The 12,575-nt window shown below is 29.7% G+C and carries 18 protein-coding genes; 13 read left to right on the top strand and 5 right to left on the bottom strand.

The window, feature by feature from the left end; translation table 11 throughout:
* The first annotated feature begins 42 nt into the window (after nucleotides 1-42).
* Nucleotides 43-630, top strand: coding sequence for a Tim44/TimA family putative adaptor protein (locus AMN84_RS04565; protein WP_075483821.1), 588 nt, complete (start codon nucleotides 43-45; stop codon nucleotides 628-630).
* 3 nt (nucleotides 631-633) lie between these two features.
* Nucleotides 634-1,056 (top strand): Smr/MutS family protein, encoded by a 423-nt coding sequence (locus AMN84_RS04560; protein ID WP_075483819.1) that lies wholly within the window; start codon nucleotides 634-636, stop codon nucleotides 1,054-1,056.
* Here AMN84_RS04560 and hslU read toward each other — a convergent pair.
* Together hslU and hslV are read right to left on the bottom strand one after the other, a co-directional pair.
* Nucleotides 1,036-2,340, bottom strand: a complete 1,305-nt coding sequence (gene hslU, locus AMN84_RS04555; protein ID WP_075483885.1) for an ATP-dependent protease ATPase subunit HslU — start codon at nucleotides 2,338-2,340, stop codon at nucleotides 1,036-1,038. The genes AMN84_RS04560 and hslU overlap by 21 nt on opposite strands.
* Nucleotides 2,341-2,399: 59 nt before the next feature.
* On the bottom strand, nucleotides 2,400-2,915 hold the full coding sequence (gene hslV, locus AMN84_RS04550; RefSeq protein WP_075483817.1) for an ATP-dependent protease subunit HslV: 516 nt from the start codon (nucleotides 2,913-2,915) through the stop codon (nucleotides 2,400-2,402).
* A gap of 89 nt (nucleotides 2,916-3,004) precedes the next feature.
* Between hslV and hisB the strand changes: the two genes are divergently transcribed.
* The 10 genes from hisB to AMN84_RS04505 all read left to right on the top strand — a co-directional run bounded on the left by hisB (nucleotide 3,005) and on the right by AMN84_RS04505 (nucleotide 8,135).
* A complete protein-coding gene (hisB, locus tag AMN84_RS04545) occupies nucleotides 3,005-3,595 on the top strand; it encodes an imidazoleglycerol-phosphate dehydratase HisB (protein WP_075483814.1) in 591 nt (196 codons plus the stop codon).
* A gap of 6 nt (nucleotides 3,596-3,601) precedes the next feature.
* Complete coding sequence (hisH, locus tag AMN84_RS04540) at nucleotides 3,602-4,228, top strand: imidazole glycerol phosphate synthase subunit HisH (RefSeq protein ID WP_075483811.1); 627 nt, start codon at nucleotides 3,602-3,604, stop codon at nucleotides 4,226-4,228.
* Between the two features lie 2 nt (nucleotides 4,229-4,230).
* Complete coding sequence (locus AMN84_RS04535; protein WP_075483809.1) at nucleotides 4,231-4,893, top strand: hypothetical protein; 663 nt, start codon at nucleotides 4,231-4,233, stop codon at nucleotides 4,891-4,893.
* A gap of 10 nt (nucleotides 4,894-4,903) precedes the next feature.
* The gene (locus AMN84_RS04530) at nucleotides 4,904-5,464 is read left to right on the top strand and encodes a hypothetical protein (RefSeq protein WP_075483807.1); all 561 of its coding nucleotides are present in this window, start codon (nucleotides 4,904-4,906) and stop codon (nucleotides 5,462-5,464) included.
* Nucleotides 5,465-5,527: 63 nt separating this feature from the next.
* Nucleotides 5,528-6,244, top strand: a complete 717-nt coding sequence (gene hisA, locus AMN84_RS04525; protein ID WP_075483805.1) for a 1-(5-phosphoribosyl)-5-[(5-phosphoribosylamino)methylideneamino]imidazole-4-carboxamide isomerase — start codon at nucleotides 5,528-5,530, stop codon at nucleotides 6,242-6,244.
* Nucleotides 6,237-6,992: an imidazole glycerol phosphate synthase subunit HisF gene (hisF, locus tag AMN84_RS04520; protein ID WP_075483803.1), complete on the top strand. Its 756-nt coding sequence runs from the start codon at nucleotides 6,237-6,239 to the stop codon at nucleotides 6,990-6,992. Before hisA ends, hisF begins: the two co-directional genes overlap by 8 nt.
* Before the next feature lies 1 nt (nucleotide 6,993).
* On the top strand, nucleotides 6,994-7,266 hold the full coding sequence (hisE, locus tag AMN84_RS04515; RefSeq protein WP_075483801.1) for a phosphoribosyl-ATP diphosphatase: 273 nt from the start codon (nucleotides 6,994-6,996) through the stop codon (nucleotides 7,264-7,266).
* A complete protein-coding gene (locus AMN84_RS04510; protein WP_075483799.1) occupies nucleotides 7,263-7,628 on the top strand; it encodes a histidine triad nucleotide-binding protein in 366 nt (121 codons plus the stop codon). The genes hisE and AMN84_RS04510 overlap by 4 nt, the downstream gene beginning before the upstream one ends.
* Nucleotides 7,625-7,771: a hypothetical protein gene (locus tag AMN84_RS05150; RefSeq protein WP_256998163.1), complete on the top strand. Its 147-nt coding sequence runs from the start codon at nucleotides 7,625-7,627 to the stop codon at nucleotides 7,769-7,771. The genes AMN84_RS04510 and AMN84_RS05150 overlap by 4 nt, the downstream gene beginning before the upstream one ends.
* A 22-nt stretch (nucleotides 7,772-7,793) precedes the next feature.
* Nucleotides 7,794-8,135 (top strand): GNAT family N-acetyltransferase, encoded by a 342-nt coding sequence (locus AMN84_RS04505; protein WP_256998162.1) that lies wholly within the window; start codon nucleotides 7,794-7,796, stop codon nucleotides 8,133-8,135.
* On the opposite strand, the gene AMN84_RS04500 is transcribed toward AMN84_RS04505, so the two are convergent.
* Both AMN84_RS04500 and AMN84_RS04495 read right to left on the bottom strand, forming a co-directional pair.
* Nucleotides 8,132-8,641 carry a LolA family protein gene (locus AMN84_RS04500; protein ID WP_179850703.1) on the bottom strand — a complete coding sequence of 170 codons (510 nt, stop codon included), beginning with the start codon at nucleotides 8,639-8,641 and terminating at the stop codon, nucleotides 8,132-8,134. The two genes, AMN84_RS04505 and AMN84_RS04500, sit on opposite strands and share 4 nt — an antisense overlap.
* Nucleotides 8,642-8,676: 35 nt before the next feature.
* Nucleotides 8,677-10,731, bottom strand: coding sequence for an FtsK/SpoIIIE family DNA translocase (locus tag AMN84_RS04495; protein WP_075483795.1), 2,055 nt, complete (start codon nucleotides 10,729-10,731; stop codon nucleotides 8,677-8,679).
* A gap of 60 nt (nucleotides 10,732-10,791) precedes the next feature.
* On the opposite strand from AMN84_RS04495, the gene AMN84_RS04490 reads away from it, so the two are divergent.
* Nucleotides 10,792-11,880 (top strand): FAD-dependent monooxygenase, encoded by a 1,089-nt coding sequence (locus AMN84_RS04490; protein WP_075483793.1) that lies wholly within the window; start codon nucleotides 10,792-10,794, stop codon nucleotides 11,878-11,880.
* On the opposite strand, the gene AMN84_RS04485 is transcribed toward AMN84_RS04490, so the two are convergent.
* Nucleotides 11,881-12,525, bottom strand: a complete 645-nt coding sequence (locus AMN84_RS04485; protein ID WP_075483791.1) for an LON peptidase substrate-binding domain-containing protein — start codon at nucleotides 12,523-12,525, stop codon at nucleotides 11,881-11,883.
* Nucleotides 12,526-12,575: the final 50 nt, after the last annotated feature.

Raw genomic sequence — 12,575 nt, 5'->3', positions numbered from 1 at the left:
TTGCTTGTTGAAATTAAGCAATAGAGTAAATATTATTTAAATATGAATTATAGTTTTGAATATTTAGACATTATTTTGTTGGCTATGATAGCCGGCTTTATTTTTTTAAGGTTAAGAGGAATTTTAGGCAAAAGATCAGGTTATGAAGACGATATTTCTAACAGCTTCCCCCATGAAATGCCAGAAATGAAGTCTGCAGAAAAACCAAATTACAGAAATTTTGACGAAAGTGCCAAAAAAGATTTTATTGAAGGAGCAAAGGTTGCTTACGAAACGATCATCACAAATTTTTCAAAAGGATCCATAAAAGATATTAAAAACTTATTAGATAGAAAAGTTTTGAGTCAATTTCAGGAAGCAATTTCTAATAGAGAAAAAAATGGGATAAAGTCAGAGACAACCTTTATTGGAATAAACTCAGCTGAAATTAAAAAACATGAACAAAAAGATAATGTGCTTGAAGTTACAGTAGATTTTATAAGTGAAATAATATCATGTAATAGGGACAAAAATTCCAAGATTCTTACAGGCGACCCAGAAAAAGTCAAAAAAGTTTATGATACTTGGAGATTCTCTAGGAACTTAAACTCTAATGATCCTAATTGGGTATTAGTTGAGACTAATATTTAATATTTGAACAAAAAACCATCAGATAAAGATCTTAAGGACTGGAATAAATTTGTAAAAAGCAAAGATAAGATAATATCTAAAGATGAATTGAATGAACCTTCAATTAATAAAAATAAATCTACATTTGTTATAGATTTGCATGGTTATGGCTTGGACCAAGCAAATAAATTTGTTGAAAAAACTATTAATGAATGTTTCGAGAAACATATCTTAAAAGTAAATATAATTACAGGCAAAGGAATGAGATCTAAATCTGCTGAAGATCCTTATAAATCGTCTGAATTAAGCATATTAAAACATTCTATACCTGAGTTTATTAATTCCAATGTTGAGCTTATGAAAAAGATTAAAAATATTGATAACACTAAAGAAAAAAACTTAGGTTCTTTTAATGTTTATTTAAGATCAAAGAATAAATTTAGATAAATCATTATCTTTAACTAATTGTCCAAGATTCTCTTTTACATACTTTGAATCAATTACAATTTTTTCACCTGATCTATCTGTCGCAGTGAAACTAATTTCATCTAAAACTCTTTCAATAATAGTATGAAGTCTTCTTGCACCAATATTTTCAACAGACGAGTTTACTTCACTTGCTAAATTTGCAATAGTATCAATTCCATCTTCTGAAAATTCTAAATCAACATTTTCAGTTTTTAATAAAGCTTTATACTGTTTAATTAAACTATTATCTGGTTCTTTCAAAATTCTTTTAAAGTCAGAACTGTTTAATGCATCAAGTTCAACTCTTATTGGTAATCTTCCTTGTAATTCAGGAAGTAAATCTGAAGGTTTAGCGAGTTGGAAAGCTCCTGATGCTATAAATAATATATGATCTGTTTTTACTGGTCCATACTTTGTACTAACAGTAGTACCTTCTATTAGTGGTAACAAATCTCTCTGAACTCCTTCTCTTGATACATCTCCGCCAACCCTATCAGTTCTTGCGGAAATTTTATCAATTTCATCTAAGAAAACAATTCCGTTATTTTCAGTCACGTTTTTTGCAGATTTAATAATTTTATCTTGTTCAATAAGTTTATCAGCTTCGTCATTTAACAAGATTTCATGAGACTCTTTTACTGTCATCTTTTTCTTTTTTGATTTATTGCCCATTGATTTACCAAGCATGTCACCAATATTTATCATTCCAATGTTTGCTCCAGGCATTCCAGGTATTTCAAAGCTCGGCATATTTCCACTCTCATTAACTGGAACTTCAATTTCGTTGTCGTCTAAATCTCCATTTCTCAATCTCTTTCTAAAACTTTCTCTTGTTGCTACACTCGCTTTATTTCCTACAAGCGCATCTAAAACTCTTTCTTCTGCAAGCTTTTGTGCTTTTGCGTGAACTTCTTTTCTTTTTTTAACCTTTTCCATTGCAATTGCAATTTCTAGCAAGTCTCTAATAATTTGTTCTACGTCTCTTCCAACATAACCAACTTCAGTAAATCTTGTAGCCTCAACTTTAACAAAAGGTGCCTCAGCTAATTTTGAAAGCCTTCTTGATATCTCAGTTTTACCAACACCAGTTGGCCCAATCATTAATATATTTTTTGGTAAAACCTCATCTCTCATTTCACCTTTTAAAGCTTGTCTTCTCCATCTATTTCTAAGAGCAATAGCAACAGCCCTTTTAGCTTTATTTTGTCCCACAACGTATCTATCTAATTCAGATACGATCTCTCTTGGTGAAAGAGAATCTATGTGATTCTTTTTTTCCTCAGAATTTTTTTTTGGGAACGATTTAATATTTGATTTTTCCATTATATTTTTTCAATTCTAACGTTATCGTTTGTAAAAACGCAAATATCAGCTGCAACTTTAATTGCTTTTTTTGCTACTTCTTCAGCGTTTAATTCTGTATCCATTAGAACTTTTGCAGCTGCAAGTGCGTAATTTCCACCTGATCCAATTCCAATAACATCTCCTTCAGGCTCTAAAACATCTCCGGTACCTGAAATTATAAAACTTTTTTCTTTATCACCAATTGCCATTAATGCTTCAAGTCGCCTTAAATATTTATCGGTTCTCCAATCCTTCGCAAGTTCGACTGCAGCTCGAGTTAAATTTCCAGCATGTTTTTCAAGTTTAGCTTCTAATCTTTCAAAAAGAGTTAACGCATCTGCTGTTGAACCAGCAAAACCTGCAATCACATTTCGTTTCTCAATTTTACGAACTTTGTTTGCATTGCTTTTAATTACAGTATTTCCCATACTGACCTGGCCGTCACTTGCCACAACTACGTCATTTTTTTTTCTTACTAATACAATTGTTGTCATGAGGTATAGATGGATATGAATTTCTATTCTTCAAGTGGCAAATTAGTTTTGTTGATATGACTAAATAATATAGATATACGTAGGTATATATGAAGCGAAAAGCATCAATAACAAGAAAAACAAAAGAGACAAAAATTGACGTTGAGTTAAATATTGACGGTAAAGGTCAATATAAAATAGATACCGGCATAGGTTTCCTTGATCATATGCTTGAACAACTTTCTAAACATTCATCGATTGATTTAAAGGTTAAAGCAAAAGGAGATACACACATAGATCTCCATCACACAACAGAAGATACTGGTATTGCTATTGGTGAATGTCTTAAAAAAGCATCAAAAAAATTCATTGGAATTAAAAGATATGCTCACGCAATGATACCAATGGATGAAACTTTAACTAGAGTTGCATTAGACGTTTCAAACAGACCGTATTTAATTTGGAAAGTAGATTTAAAAGTAGAAAAACTTGGAGAAATGGACACAGAACTTTTTAAGGAATGGTTTCAAGCTTTTTCACAATCTGCAGGAATTACATTGCATATTGAGAATTTGTATGGCGATAATAGTCACCACAAAGTGGAGTCGTGTTTTAAAGGTTTAGCAAGATCACTTAGAGCTGCATTAGAAATAGATCCAAAAAATAAAAAAGTCGTGCCATCTACTAAAGGCTCTTTATAAAAATTAATGAACGTAACTATTGTTGATTACAAATCAGGGAACATAAGCTCTGTCATTAATTCATTTAAAGAGGTAGCCCAAAATAAAGTTAAAATTGAAGTAACTTCTGATTTAAGCAAAATTAAATCTACTGACAAAGTTGTGTTACCAGGCCAGGGATCATTTAAAAGTTGTGTGGATGCATTACAATCTATTAATGGACTTGTTGACTGCCTAAATGACTTTGTAATGAATAAGAAAAAACCTCTTCTTGGAATATGTGTTGGATTACAAATGTTCGCTGATGTTGGATATGAAGAGTCAGAGACAAAAGGATTAGGCTGGATCCCGGGGAAAGTGACAAAAATAGACAATCAAGATGGGAAATATAAGCTCCCTCACATAGGATGGAATCAAATAAATTTAGTCAAAGAGAGTAAAATTTTTAAAGATATAAAAGATAAATCACACATGTACTTTGTTCACAGTTATGAGTTTGTACCAATCGACAAAAATTCTATATCAGCAACAACTGACTATTCGTCAAAACATGTTTGTGCTGTTGAGAAAAACAATATTTACGGAACCCAATTTCACCCAGAAAAAAGTGATAAATTAGGATTACAAATAATCAAAAATTTTATAGATTTATAAAAATGAATTGGCTTTTTAAACTTATCACAAAAGTTACTTTGATAGGAAAACTTGTCGAAAAACTTGGTCCCAAAGTTCCTATTATTTTTATTTTTATAGCTTTAATATTTGCTGCTTTTTATATTCCTTATGAGTATGAAAACATTTTAGAATTCAAAGAGAAATATCCCGAAGATAATATTGGATTAATCTTAAATTATCTGAGGCCCTTAATAATTTTAACAATTTTGCTTATTTTAGTCGTTTCTGCATTTAGTGCAGAAAATGAGAGAAAGAAAAGAATTGAGTTTGAAGAGGCAGAACGTCAAAGAAAAGAAGCTGAAGCTTTAGCTATGAAACAAGAGGCGATGAGAAAACTAGAAGAATTAAAAAAAAATCCAGTCGGAAAAGCAACAGGTATCGTTACAACAAAAGAGGGAATAGGAGCAATTGGTGGTGGAGTTATTGGTGGTGCGCTTGGAGGATCACTTGGTGTTGCAGGAAAAATTGTTGGTGTTGGGGTAGCTTTAAATGGTGGCATAGTTTTAGCCGGGATAGGAGCAATAGTGGGATTTCTTGGAGTTAAAGCTTTTAAAAAAAATAAGGATCAAAAAAATGAATTAAACAAAATTAAGGCTTATGGGGACAAAATAAATGAGCAATCAAGAGACCGAAGAAAAGAATAAATAAAAGCGGATGGGAATATTTGGAAAATCTAAAAAAGAAAAACTTTTGGATGCAGCTCTTTTATTTTTAAATGAAGACAAACCTGAAAGAGATAAATTTCTTTTTTTATACCGCATTTGTCAATTTGACTTAAAATTTAATTTTGAGGACAATATAGATAAAATACTGAATGATTATAAAAAAGAACCAATTTATCCAGAGCAATACAAGGACTTGAAAATTCATTTGAAAGCTTTAATAGCAGTGAATATGGAAGTAAGCCTTTTTATAGCATGTAGAGATAATCTAATATCAAAAAAGGATTATAATTTTATTTGGGAGAATATCCTTGAAAAGTCAAAAAAAGGAATTCCTAATTTTCTCGATTTAGTAAGATTTTATAAAGAAAAAAATGATGCAAGCCAACCAATAAAAGGGGAAAGATTGTCCAAAGAAATTTTTAAAAATAAATTACAAAATTCATTGTATGTGATTAGAGATTATGAAAATATCGTCACAGATGCTTATAGATCTGCGGTTGAGAAAATTTTAGAACAAAAACTTGTTTGGGCTTATAGGTACACAGATTAAATGATTGAAACTCTAATTGCTTTAGAAATAGTCGCTTTAATAATAGCATTTTACTTTTTATAAATGAAAATATTTCCAGCAATTGATATTAAAGATAAAAAGTGTGTAAGATTAATTAAAGGTGATTTTAGTCAAAAGACAGAATACCAAATGTCACCAGTCGAACAGGCAACACAATTTATTGATAAAGGGTTTAAAAATTTACACATTGTTGATCTTGATGGAGCTTTGGCGGGAGAAACAGTTAATCTTGATATCATTAAAGAGATCGTGAGTAAATTTGATTTTAAAGTAGAGGTAGGAGGAGGCGTGAGAGATTTTGATAGTATTCAAGAATATGCTGATATAGGTGTAGATAAAATAATCTTAGGAAGTGCGGCCATTAAAGATAAAAATTTTTTGAAAAAGGCTTGTAAGAAATTTCCAAAAAAAATTGCATTAGGTTTGGATGCAAAAGATGGAAAACTCTCGTTATCAGGTTGGAAAGAAAGTTCAGGCATATCAACTTTAGATTTTTTAACTGAAGTAAATGACTACGGTATTAGTAGACTAATTTTTACTGATATTAATAAAGATGGCACAAAAGAAAGCCCAAATTTTGATGAAACATTAAAGGTTGCTGAAATTTCCAATTGTCCTGTAATAATTTCTGGTGGTGTATCATCAATAGAGGATATCAAAAAAGCTAAGACATTAAAAAATATTGAAGGTGTTATAGTTGGCAAAGCAATATACGATGGTGATATTAAATTAGAGGAGCTGGCTAAAGAAGATGCTTAAAAATAGAATTATACCTTGCTTAGACGTTAAAAATGGTCGTGTAGTTAAGGGTATAAACTTTGTTGATCTGAAAGATGCTGGCGATCCTGTTGAGCAAGCAAAAATCTATAGTGATGGTGGAGCAGATGAAATTTGTTTTTTAGATATTACTGCTTCAAATGAGAATAGGGATACTATTTATGAGGTTGTCGAGAAGACTTCAAAGAAATGTTTTGTGCCTCTAACAGTAGGTGGTGGAGTAAGAAGTGTTGATGATATAAATAAATTATTGAACTGTGGAGCTGACAAAGTTTCAATTAATACTGCTGCAGTAGAAAATTCCAAAGTCGTGGTTGATAGTTCTAAAAAATTTGGTTCCCAATGTATTGTTGTTGCAATAGATGCAAAAAAAAACGGAGATAAGTGGGAAGTTTTCACTCATGGAGGTAGAAATAATAGCGGGATTGATGCATTGGAATATGCTAAAAAAATGGAAGATAGCGGAGCTGGCGAGTTGTTAGTTACTTCAATGGATAGAGATGGAACACAGGTTGGTTACGATATTGAGTTAATGTCTAAAATATCTTCCAAGGTAAATATTCCTTTAATTGCATCTGGTGGTGTTGGAAATCTTGATCACTTAGTAGAGGGTATTAAATCAGGTAAAGCTAGTGCAGTTCTTGCAGCATCAATTTTTCATTATGGTAAATACTCAGTGAAAGAAGCAAAGCAATATTTGGAGTCCAAAGGAATTCCTGTTAGAACATAATATGCTTAAAACTCTGGAAGATATAATTTTAATGGTAAGAGAGAGGAAGACTAAACCTCAAAGCGAATCTTATACAAATAAATTATTAGCTAACAAAGAATTGTCAGTAGAAAAGGTAAAAGAGGAAGTTAAAGAATTAATTGAGGCTGTGGAAAATAATACAAATAAAGTTCATGAGACAGCCGATGTATTGTATCATCTGATTGTGTATCTCGAAGCAAATAACGTCAAAATGGAAGATGTTATGAAAGAACTAGATAAAAGAAAAAAATGAGCTACGACGACAATAACATTTTTGCAAAAATCCTGAGAGGCGAGATACCATGCAAAAAAATCTATGAGGATGAATTTGTTTTATCTTTTCATGATATAAATCCACAAAAAAAAGTTCATGCTTTGGTAATTCCAAAAGGTAAATATGTAAATTTAGAGGATTTTACTTCTAAAGCCACTTCTGAGGAAATTGCAGGTTTAATGAAAGGCATTTCAACTGTTGCAAAAAAGATTGGTATATCAAGTATAGACAATGGTGGATTTAGGACTTTATCAAACGTAGGGGAAAATGGTGGCCAAGAAGTACCTCATTTGCACTTTCATTTATTTGGTGGCGAAAAAGTAGGGAGAATGGTTCAATGATTATTAGTGTCAAAAGGAATTTTTTAGAATTAAAAAATATAAATGAACTTATTAAAAAGAGTAAACCAGATGATAATTATTCTATCGAAAAAACGAAACCAGATTTTCAACTAAATAAGTTTTTTTTACAAACAAATCGGTAAGAAATATAGATGGACTGATAGATTGATTTGGACTGATCTTCAGTGGTCTAACTATGTTTCTAATAAAAATCTTGAAACTTACGTAATCAAGAATAATAAAGATCTAGTTGGATATTTTGAACTGATACATCACCCAGAAAAAAATGAGACAGAGCTTGCATATTTAGGTTTGTTTGAAGATTATTTTGGTAAGGGAGTTGGGGGCTATGCTTTAACTACTGCGATCATAAAATCATTTGAAAAAAAAATTAAAAGAATGTGGGTTCACACCTGTACACTAGATCATCCTAATGCGATAAAAAATTACTTAGCAAGGGGAATGAAAATTTTCAAAGAAGAAAATCTGAATATTAGAGCGAGTTAGTTATAAAGATTGAGATTAAAAATATTATCAGATAATTCTTGATTAATATTCTTAACGACAATAAAGGATCTTACTTTATTGCCATATAAATCAGTAGTTTCCCATCCTTTAATTAAATAATTTTTCTTATCAAAAAAAATATTTAATCGATTACTTTGATCGCTAATTGGTAGGAGAAAATTTTGGTCTTTTTCAATAACATTTCCCTCGATTTTTGTGATTAAAAATTCTTTATTAAGAAAATATTTAAAGTAAGTATTTTCGGTTTTGTAAGTATTTGCAAAGTTTGAGTTTTTGTTTTTAATTAAAAGTGTATTTCCGTTAGATACAATTAACTTTCCAGTTTCAATGTATTTACATATCATTTTATTATTAAATGAAATAATACAATTGCCAGTTTCTTTTTTGTCGTTAATAAGTTGTTCAAAATCAAATTCAAAATTTTTGATCTCAGAAATCTTTTTAATAATTTTAGGCTCTGTATGAGCATTTTTTTGCGCTAACATAAAAAAAATGATCAAAATCAGAAAAATTGTTCTCATTACAACAATTCTCGTTTGCCAACGTGATTAGCTTTACTGACAACGCCTCTACTTTCCATAATATCAATTATTCTTGCAGCCCTATTGTAACCTATTTGAAGTTTTCTCTGCAAAAAGGAGGTTGATGCCTTTCCCTCAGATTTAACTATTTCTAAAGCTTTATTGTAAAGTTCGTCATCTTGATCTGAGTCATTAGAGCCATCATCAGATGGACTTTCAGAGGATAAATTTAAAATTTCATCAACATATTCTGGATCTCCTTGCGATTTAAGAAAAGAATTGATTTTTTCAATTTCATTATCCGAAACAAATGGCGCATGGATTCTTGTAATTCGATTTGCAGAAGACATGTAAAGCATATCCCCTTTCCCTAATAGTTGTTCAGCACCTTGTTCTCCAAGAATTGTTCTACTGTCAATTTTTGAAGATACTTGAAAAGAAATACGAGTTGGGAAATTTGCTTTTATAGTACCTGTTATAACATCAACGCTAGGTCTTTGCGTTGCCATTATTATATGAATACCTGCGGCCCTTGCCATTTGAGAAAGTTTCTGAATACAATTTTCAATGTCCTTACTGGCAACCAACATAAGATCTGACATTTCATCTACTATAACTACAATGTAAGGCATAGAAATTTTATGTTTAGCGTTGTAACTGTCAATATTTCTAACGCCAACTTTAGTCATTAATTTGTATCTATTTTCCATTTCTTTTACTACCCAACCCAAAACTGAGGCAGCTTTTTTTGCCTCAGTTATCACAGGACATAATAGATGGGGAATTCCTTCATATGTCGAAAGCTCTAACATCTTAGGATCAATTAAAATGAACTTACAAATTTCTGGTTTGTGTCTGTATAGCAATGAAAGAATAATCGTATTTATACATACAGATTTACCAGAGCCGGTGGTTCCAGCAATCAAAAGATGTGGCATTGAAGTTAAATCTCCAATCAATGGTTGACCAGAAATACTTTTACCAAGAGCTATCGGTAATTTTAAATCCTTATTGTTAAATTTTGGACTAGATATTATTTCTCTTAACATAACATTGTCCCTAAATGAATTCGGGAGTTCAATACCGATTGTACTAGATCCTGGAATTGTAGAAATCCTCGCAGACTCAGAGCTTGTATTTCTCGCTATATCTTCCGACAGGTTTACGATTTTTGAGACTTTAACTCCCGCAGCAGGTTCAAACTCATTAAGAGTAACAACTGGACCCGTACTTATTTTTGTTATTTTTCCTTGTACACCAAAATCTAACAATACTTTTTCTAAAAAATCAGCATCAACTTTTTTTTCTTCTTTTGCATTTTTAACTTTCTTTTCTGGAACCTTAAGGAAATCAAGTGATGGAAGTTTGAAAGCACCTACCTTTTTAGGCTCTGAAATGGACTCACTGAGGTTAAAAGTTTCTTGAACAGTTTCTTTTTCTTTAAATTGTGGATCCTGACTTATGATTTGATCTTTAACCTGATTACCTTTTTTCTTTCTTATGAAAATTTTAATCCAATAAGAATTTGGATTTAAGCTTAATACAAATAAGATAATAAAAGTTATTAAAGAAAAATAATAAGTAATTTTATTATTCAAGAACTCAAGTTTTAAAAAAAATGACTCATTTAAGAAATTACCAACAAATCCACCATTTCCATTAATGTAAAGAAAGTAGGGCGATGTTAAAAAAACACTTAAAAAGAAAGTTCCGATTAAACTATAACAAACTACTAAAAAAATATTATTTACAATTATACTTGGCGTCTTTTTAAAAAAAATATTAATTGCTGAAAAGATAATTGTTATAGGAATGAAATAACTTATTAATCCAACTGATTGAAAAAAAAAGTCTGATATTATACTTCCATTAATTCCGAGCAAATTTTTAACTTTTTGTCCCTCAGAAAAAATAAAGTTTGGATCATCTGGCGTGTAAGTTACCACTGCCAAAGACAGTAAAATTGCCAATAGAAACAGCCCAATTGCAAAAATTTCAATTAAGCGATTAAATATAAATGCTTTTAGATCGATATTCTTAATTTTTAAATTCATAAAGAATCAAATTTATCACTTTGTATCATTTAATATTTATTGTTAAAATTAAAAATATTTATGAAAATTTGCTTATTTGGAAAAAACTTAACGAACTTAATTTTATCTCAAGTTTTAATTAAAAAAGGGATATCAGTTCATCTGCACCATCAAAAAAAAAATAAGTTAGCAAAAATTAACTATAACAGGACTATTGGATTATCTTTTGAAAATATTAAGTTTTTGAAAAAGTACGACTTAGATGTTGAAGAAATTGGTCAAAAAATAAGTAAAATTTTTCTTTATAAAAATGATTCCAAAGAAACTTTTTTAAAGTTTGATAATAAAAATTCGCTTTTCTTTATAGTGAAAAATCACGTTTTATTTGACAGTGTTTATAAAAAATTAAAGAAAAGAAAAGATTTCAAAGAAAGCAATATCAAAAAGGACTCTGATTATTTAAAATTATTAGAGAAAAAAGATTTTCAAATTTTTGTTAATTCAGAAACAAATAACATTATTAATAAAAAATTCTTTTTTCAAAACATAAAAAAAGATTACAAAAGCACATCCTATATTTCCGTGATTGATCATCAAAAATTAAAAAATAATACATCAGTTCAGATTTTTACAAAAAGGGGTCCCTTAGCTTTTTTACCAATTTCTAATTCAAAAACTTCCCTAGTTTATTCGGTAACCGATAAGTTAGATATAAATGAAAATGAATTCAAAGAGCTGGTTAAAAAGTATAATAAATTCTACAAAATCAAAAGATTTTATAATGTTGATAAATTTAAGTTAAATTTCTTTTTATCAAAAAAATATACTTCTAAAAATATTTTATCATTTGGAGACAATCTTCATAAAGTCCACCCTTTAGCAGGACAGGGATTTAACATGACAGTAAGAGATATAAAATCTTTAACTGATCAAATTCAAAAAAATATAGATCTTGGTTTAGAGCTATCAACTGCTATCCTATCCTTTGAAAAAGAAAGAAAACATAATAACTTCTTTTTTGCATATGGAATTGATTTTATTCACAATTTTTTTGAAAAAGAAAATAGATTTAAAATATTAGATAACAAAAAAATTTCAGAAACTTTAGATAATAGTTTCTTTTTAAAGAAAATCTCAGAGAAATTTGCAAATAAGGGGTTTAACTTTTAATTACTGTATAGTTTTATTACTAAAGTTATCTTTAAGATAAGTATTAATAATTTGTTCTAATTTTTCTTTTCTATAATTAAGATTCTTTGTTTCCAATAGCATTTGTTTTTCCTCAAGTGTAAAAGGTGAAGCCATCGCTAAAGTATTAATTGTTTGACTCAAGTCTTGTTTTTCGAATTCTTTCCAATTAATCAAATAACCCTGCTTTTCAAATAATGATCTTAAATTATCAAAGATAAGTCTTAAATCTGAAAATTTAATAGGTTCCTTTTTTTCATTTAGGTCTTGTTCAAAATCTTTATGATCAACTTCACACATTCTATATGATTTATCACTTTCAATTTCATTGATAATTTTAAATCTTATTAAGCCATTTAAGATAACTATATACCTACCATCATCAGTCTCATTAAAACTTGTAATTTTTCCCATACATCCAATTTTAAATAGATCAGGTTTTTTTGAGTCTCCAGATTTTTTTGGTTGTATCATTCCAATTATCCTGTCACTCTTCATACTATCGTCTATCATTTGGATATATCTTGGTTCAAAAATATTCAGAGGAGCACTCGTATTTGGAAAAAATATGAAATTTGACAACGGAAAGACAGGGATTTTTTTTGGTAATTTTGTTTGGTTGTTCATGATAAATTGTAGCAAAGAGTTTAGAAAATTTCTATACCAAAGCTTAAAGA

Origin of the sequence: Candidatus Pelagibacter communis, from assembly GCF_001180105.1 — a bacterium.
GTDB lineage: Bacteria > Pseudomonadota > Alphaproteobacteria > Pelagibacterales > Pelagibacteraceae > Pelagibacter > Pelagibacter ubique_K.
Note: the sequence above shows the minus strand (reverse complement) of the source record. Positions and strands in the feature narration are given on the sequence as shown.

Excerpts from the sequence above, each read along its gene's own strand:
- AMN84_RS04535 (WP_075483809.1), top strand. The coding sequence starts at position 4,231 with ATGAATTGGCTTTTTAAACTTATCACAAAAGTTACTTTGATAGGAAAA.
- hisE (WP_075483801.1), top strand. The coding sequence starts at position 6,994 with ATGCTTAAAACTCTGGAAGATATAATTTTAATGGTAAGAGAGAGGAAG.
- AMN84_RS04530 (WP_075483807.1), top strand. The coding sequence starts at position 4,904 with ATGGGAATATTTGGAAAATCTAAAAAAGAAAAACTTTTGGATGCAGCT.
- hisB (WP_075483814.1), top strand. The coding sequence starts at position 3,005 with ATGAAGCGAAAAGCATCAATAACAAGAAAAACAAAAGAGACAAAAATT.
- AMN84_RS04495 (WP_075483795.1), bottom strand. The coding sequence starts at position 10,731 with ATGAATTTAAAAATTAAGAATATCGATCTAAAAGCATTTATATTTAAT.
- AMN84_RS04490 (WP_075483793.1), top strand. The coding sequence starts at position 10,792 with ATGAAAATTTGCTTATTTGGAAAAAACTTAACGAACTTAATTTTATCT.
- hisH (WP_075483811.1), top strand. The coding sequence starts at position 3,602 with ATGAACGTAACTATTGTTGATTACAAATCAGGGAACATAAGCTCTGTC.
- hslV (WP_075483817.1), bottom strand. The coding sequence starts at position 2,915 with ATGACAACAATTGTATTAGTAAGAAAAAAAAATGACGTAGTTGTGGCA.
- AMN84_RS04500 (WP_179850703.1), bottom strand. The coding sequence starts at position 8,641 with ATGTTAGCGCAAAAAAATGCTCATACAGAGCCTAAAATTATTAAAAAG.
- AMN84_RS05150 (WP_256998163.1), top strand. The coding sequence starts at position 7,625 with ATGATTATTAGTGTCAAAAGGAATTTTTTAGAATTAAAAAATATAAAT.
- AMN84_RS04565 (WP_075483821.1), top strand. The coding sequence starts at position 43 with ATGAATTATAGTTTTGAATATTTAGACATTATTTTGTTGGCTATGATA.
- AMN84_RS04485 (WP_075483791.1), bottom strand. The coding sequence starts at position 12,525 with ATGAACAACCAAACAAAATTACCAAAAAAAATCCCTGTCTTTCCGTTG.
- hisF (WP_075483803.1), top strand. The coding sequence starts at position 6,237 with ATGCTTAAAAATAGAATTATACCTTGCTTAGACGTTAAAAATGGTCGT.
- hisA (WP_075483805.1), top strand. The coding sequence starts at position 5,528 with ATGAAAATATTTCCAGCAATTGATATTAAAGATAAAAAGTGTGTAAGA.
- AMN84_RS04510 (WP_075483799.1), top strand. The coding sequence starts at position 7,263 with ATGAGCTACGACGACAATAACATTTTTGCAAAAATCCTGAGAGGCGAG.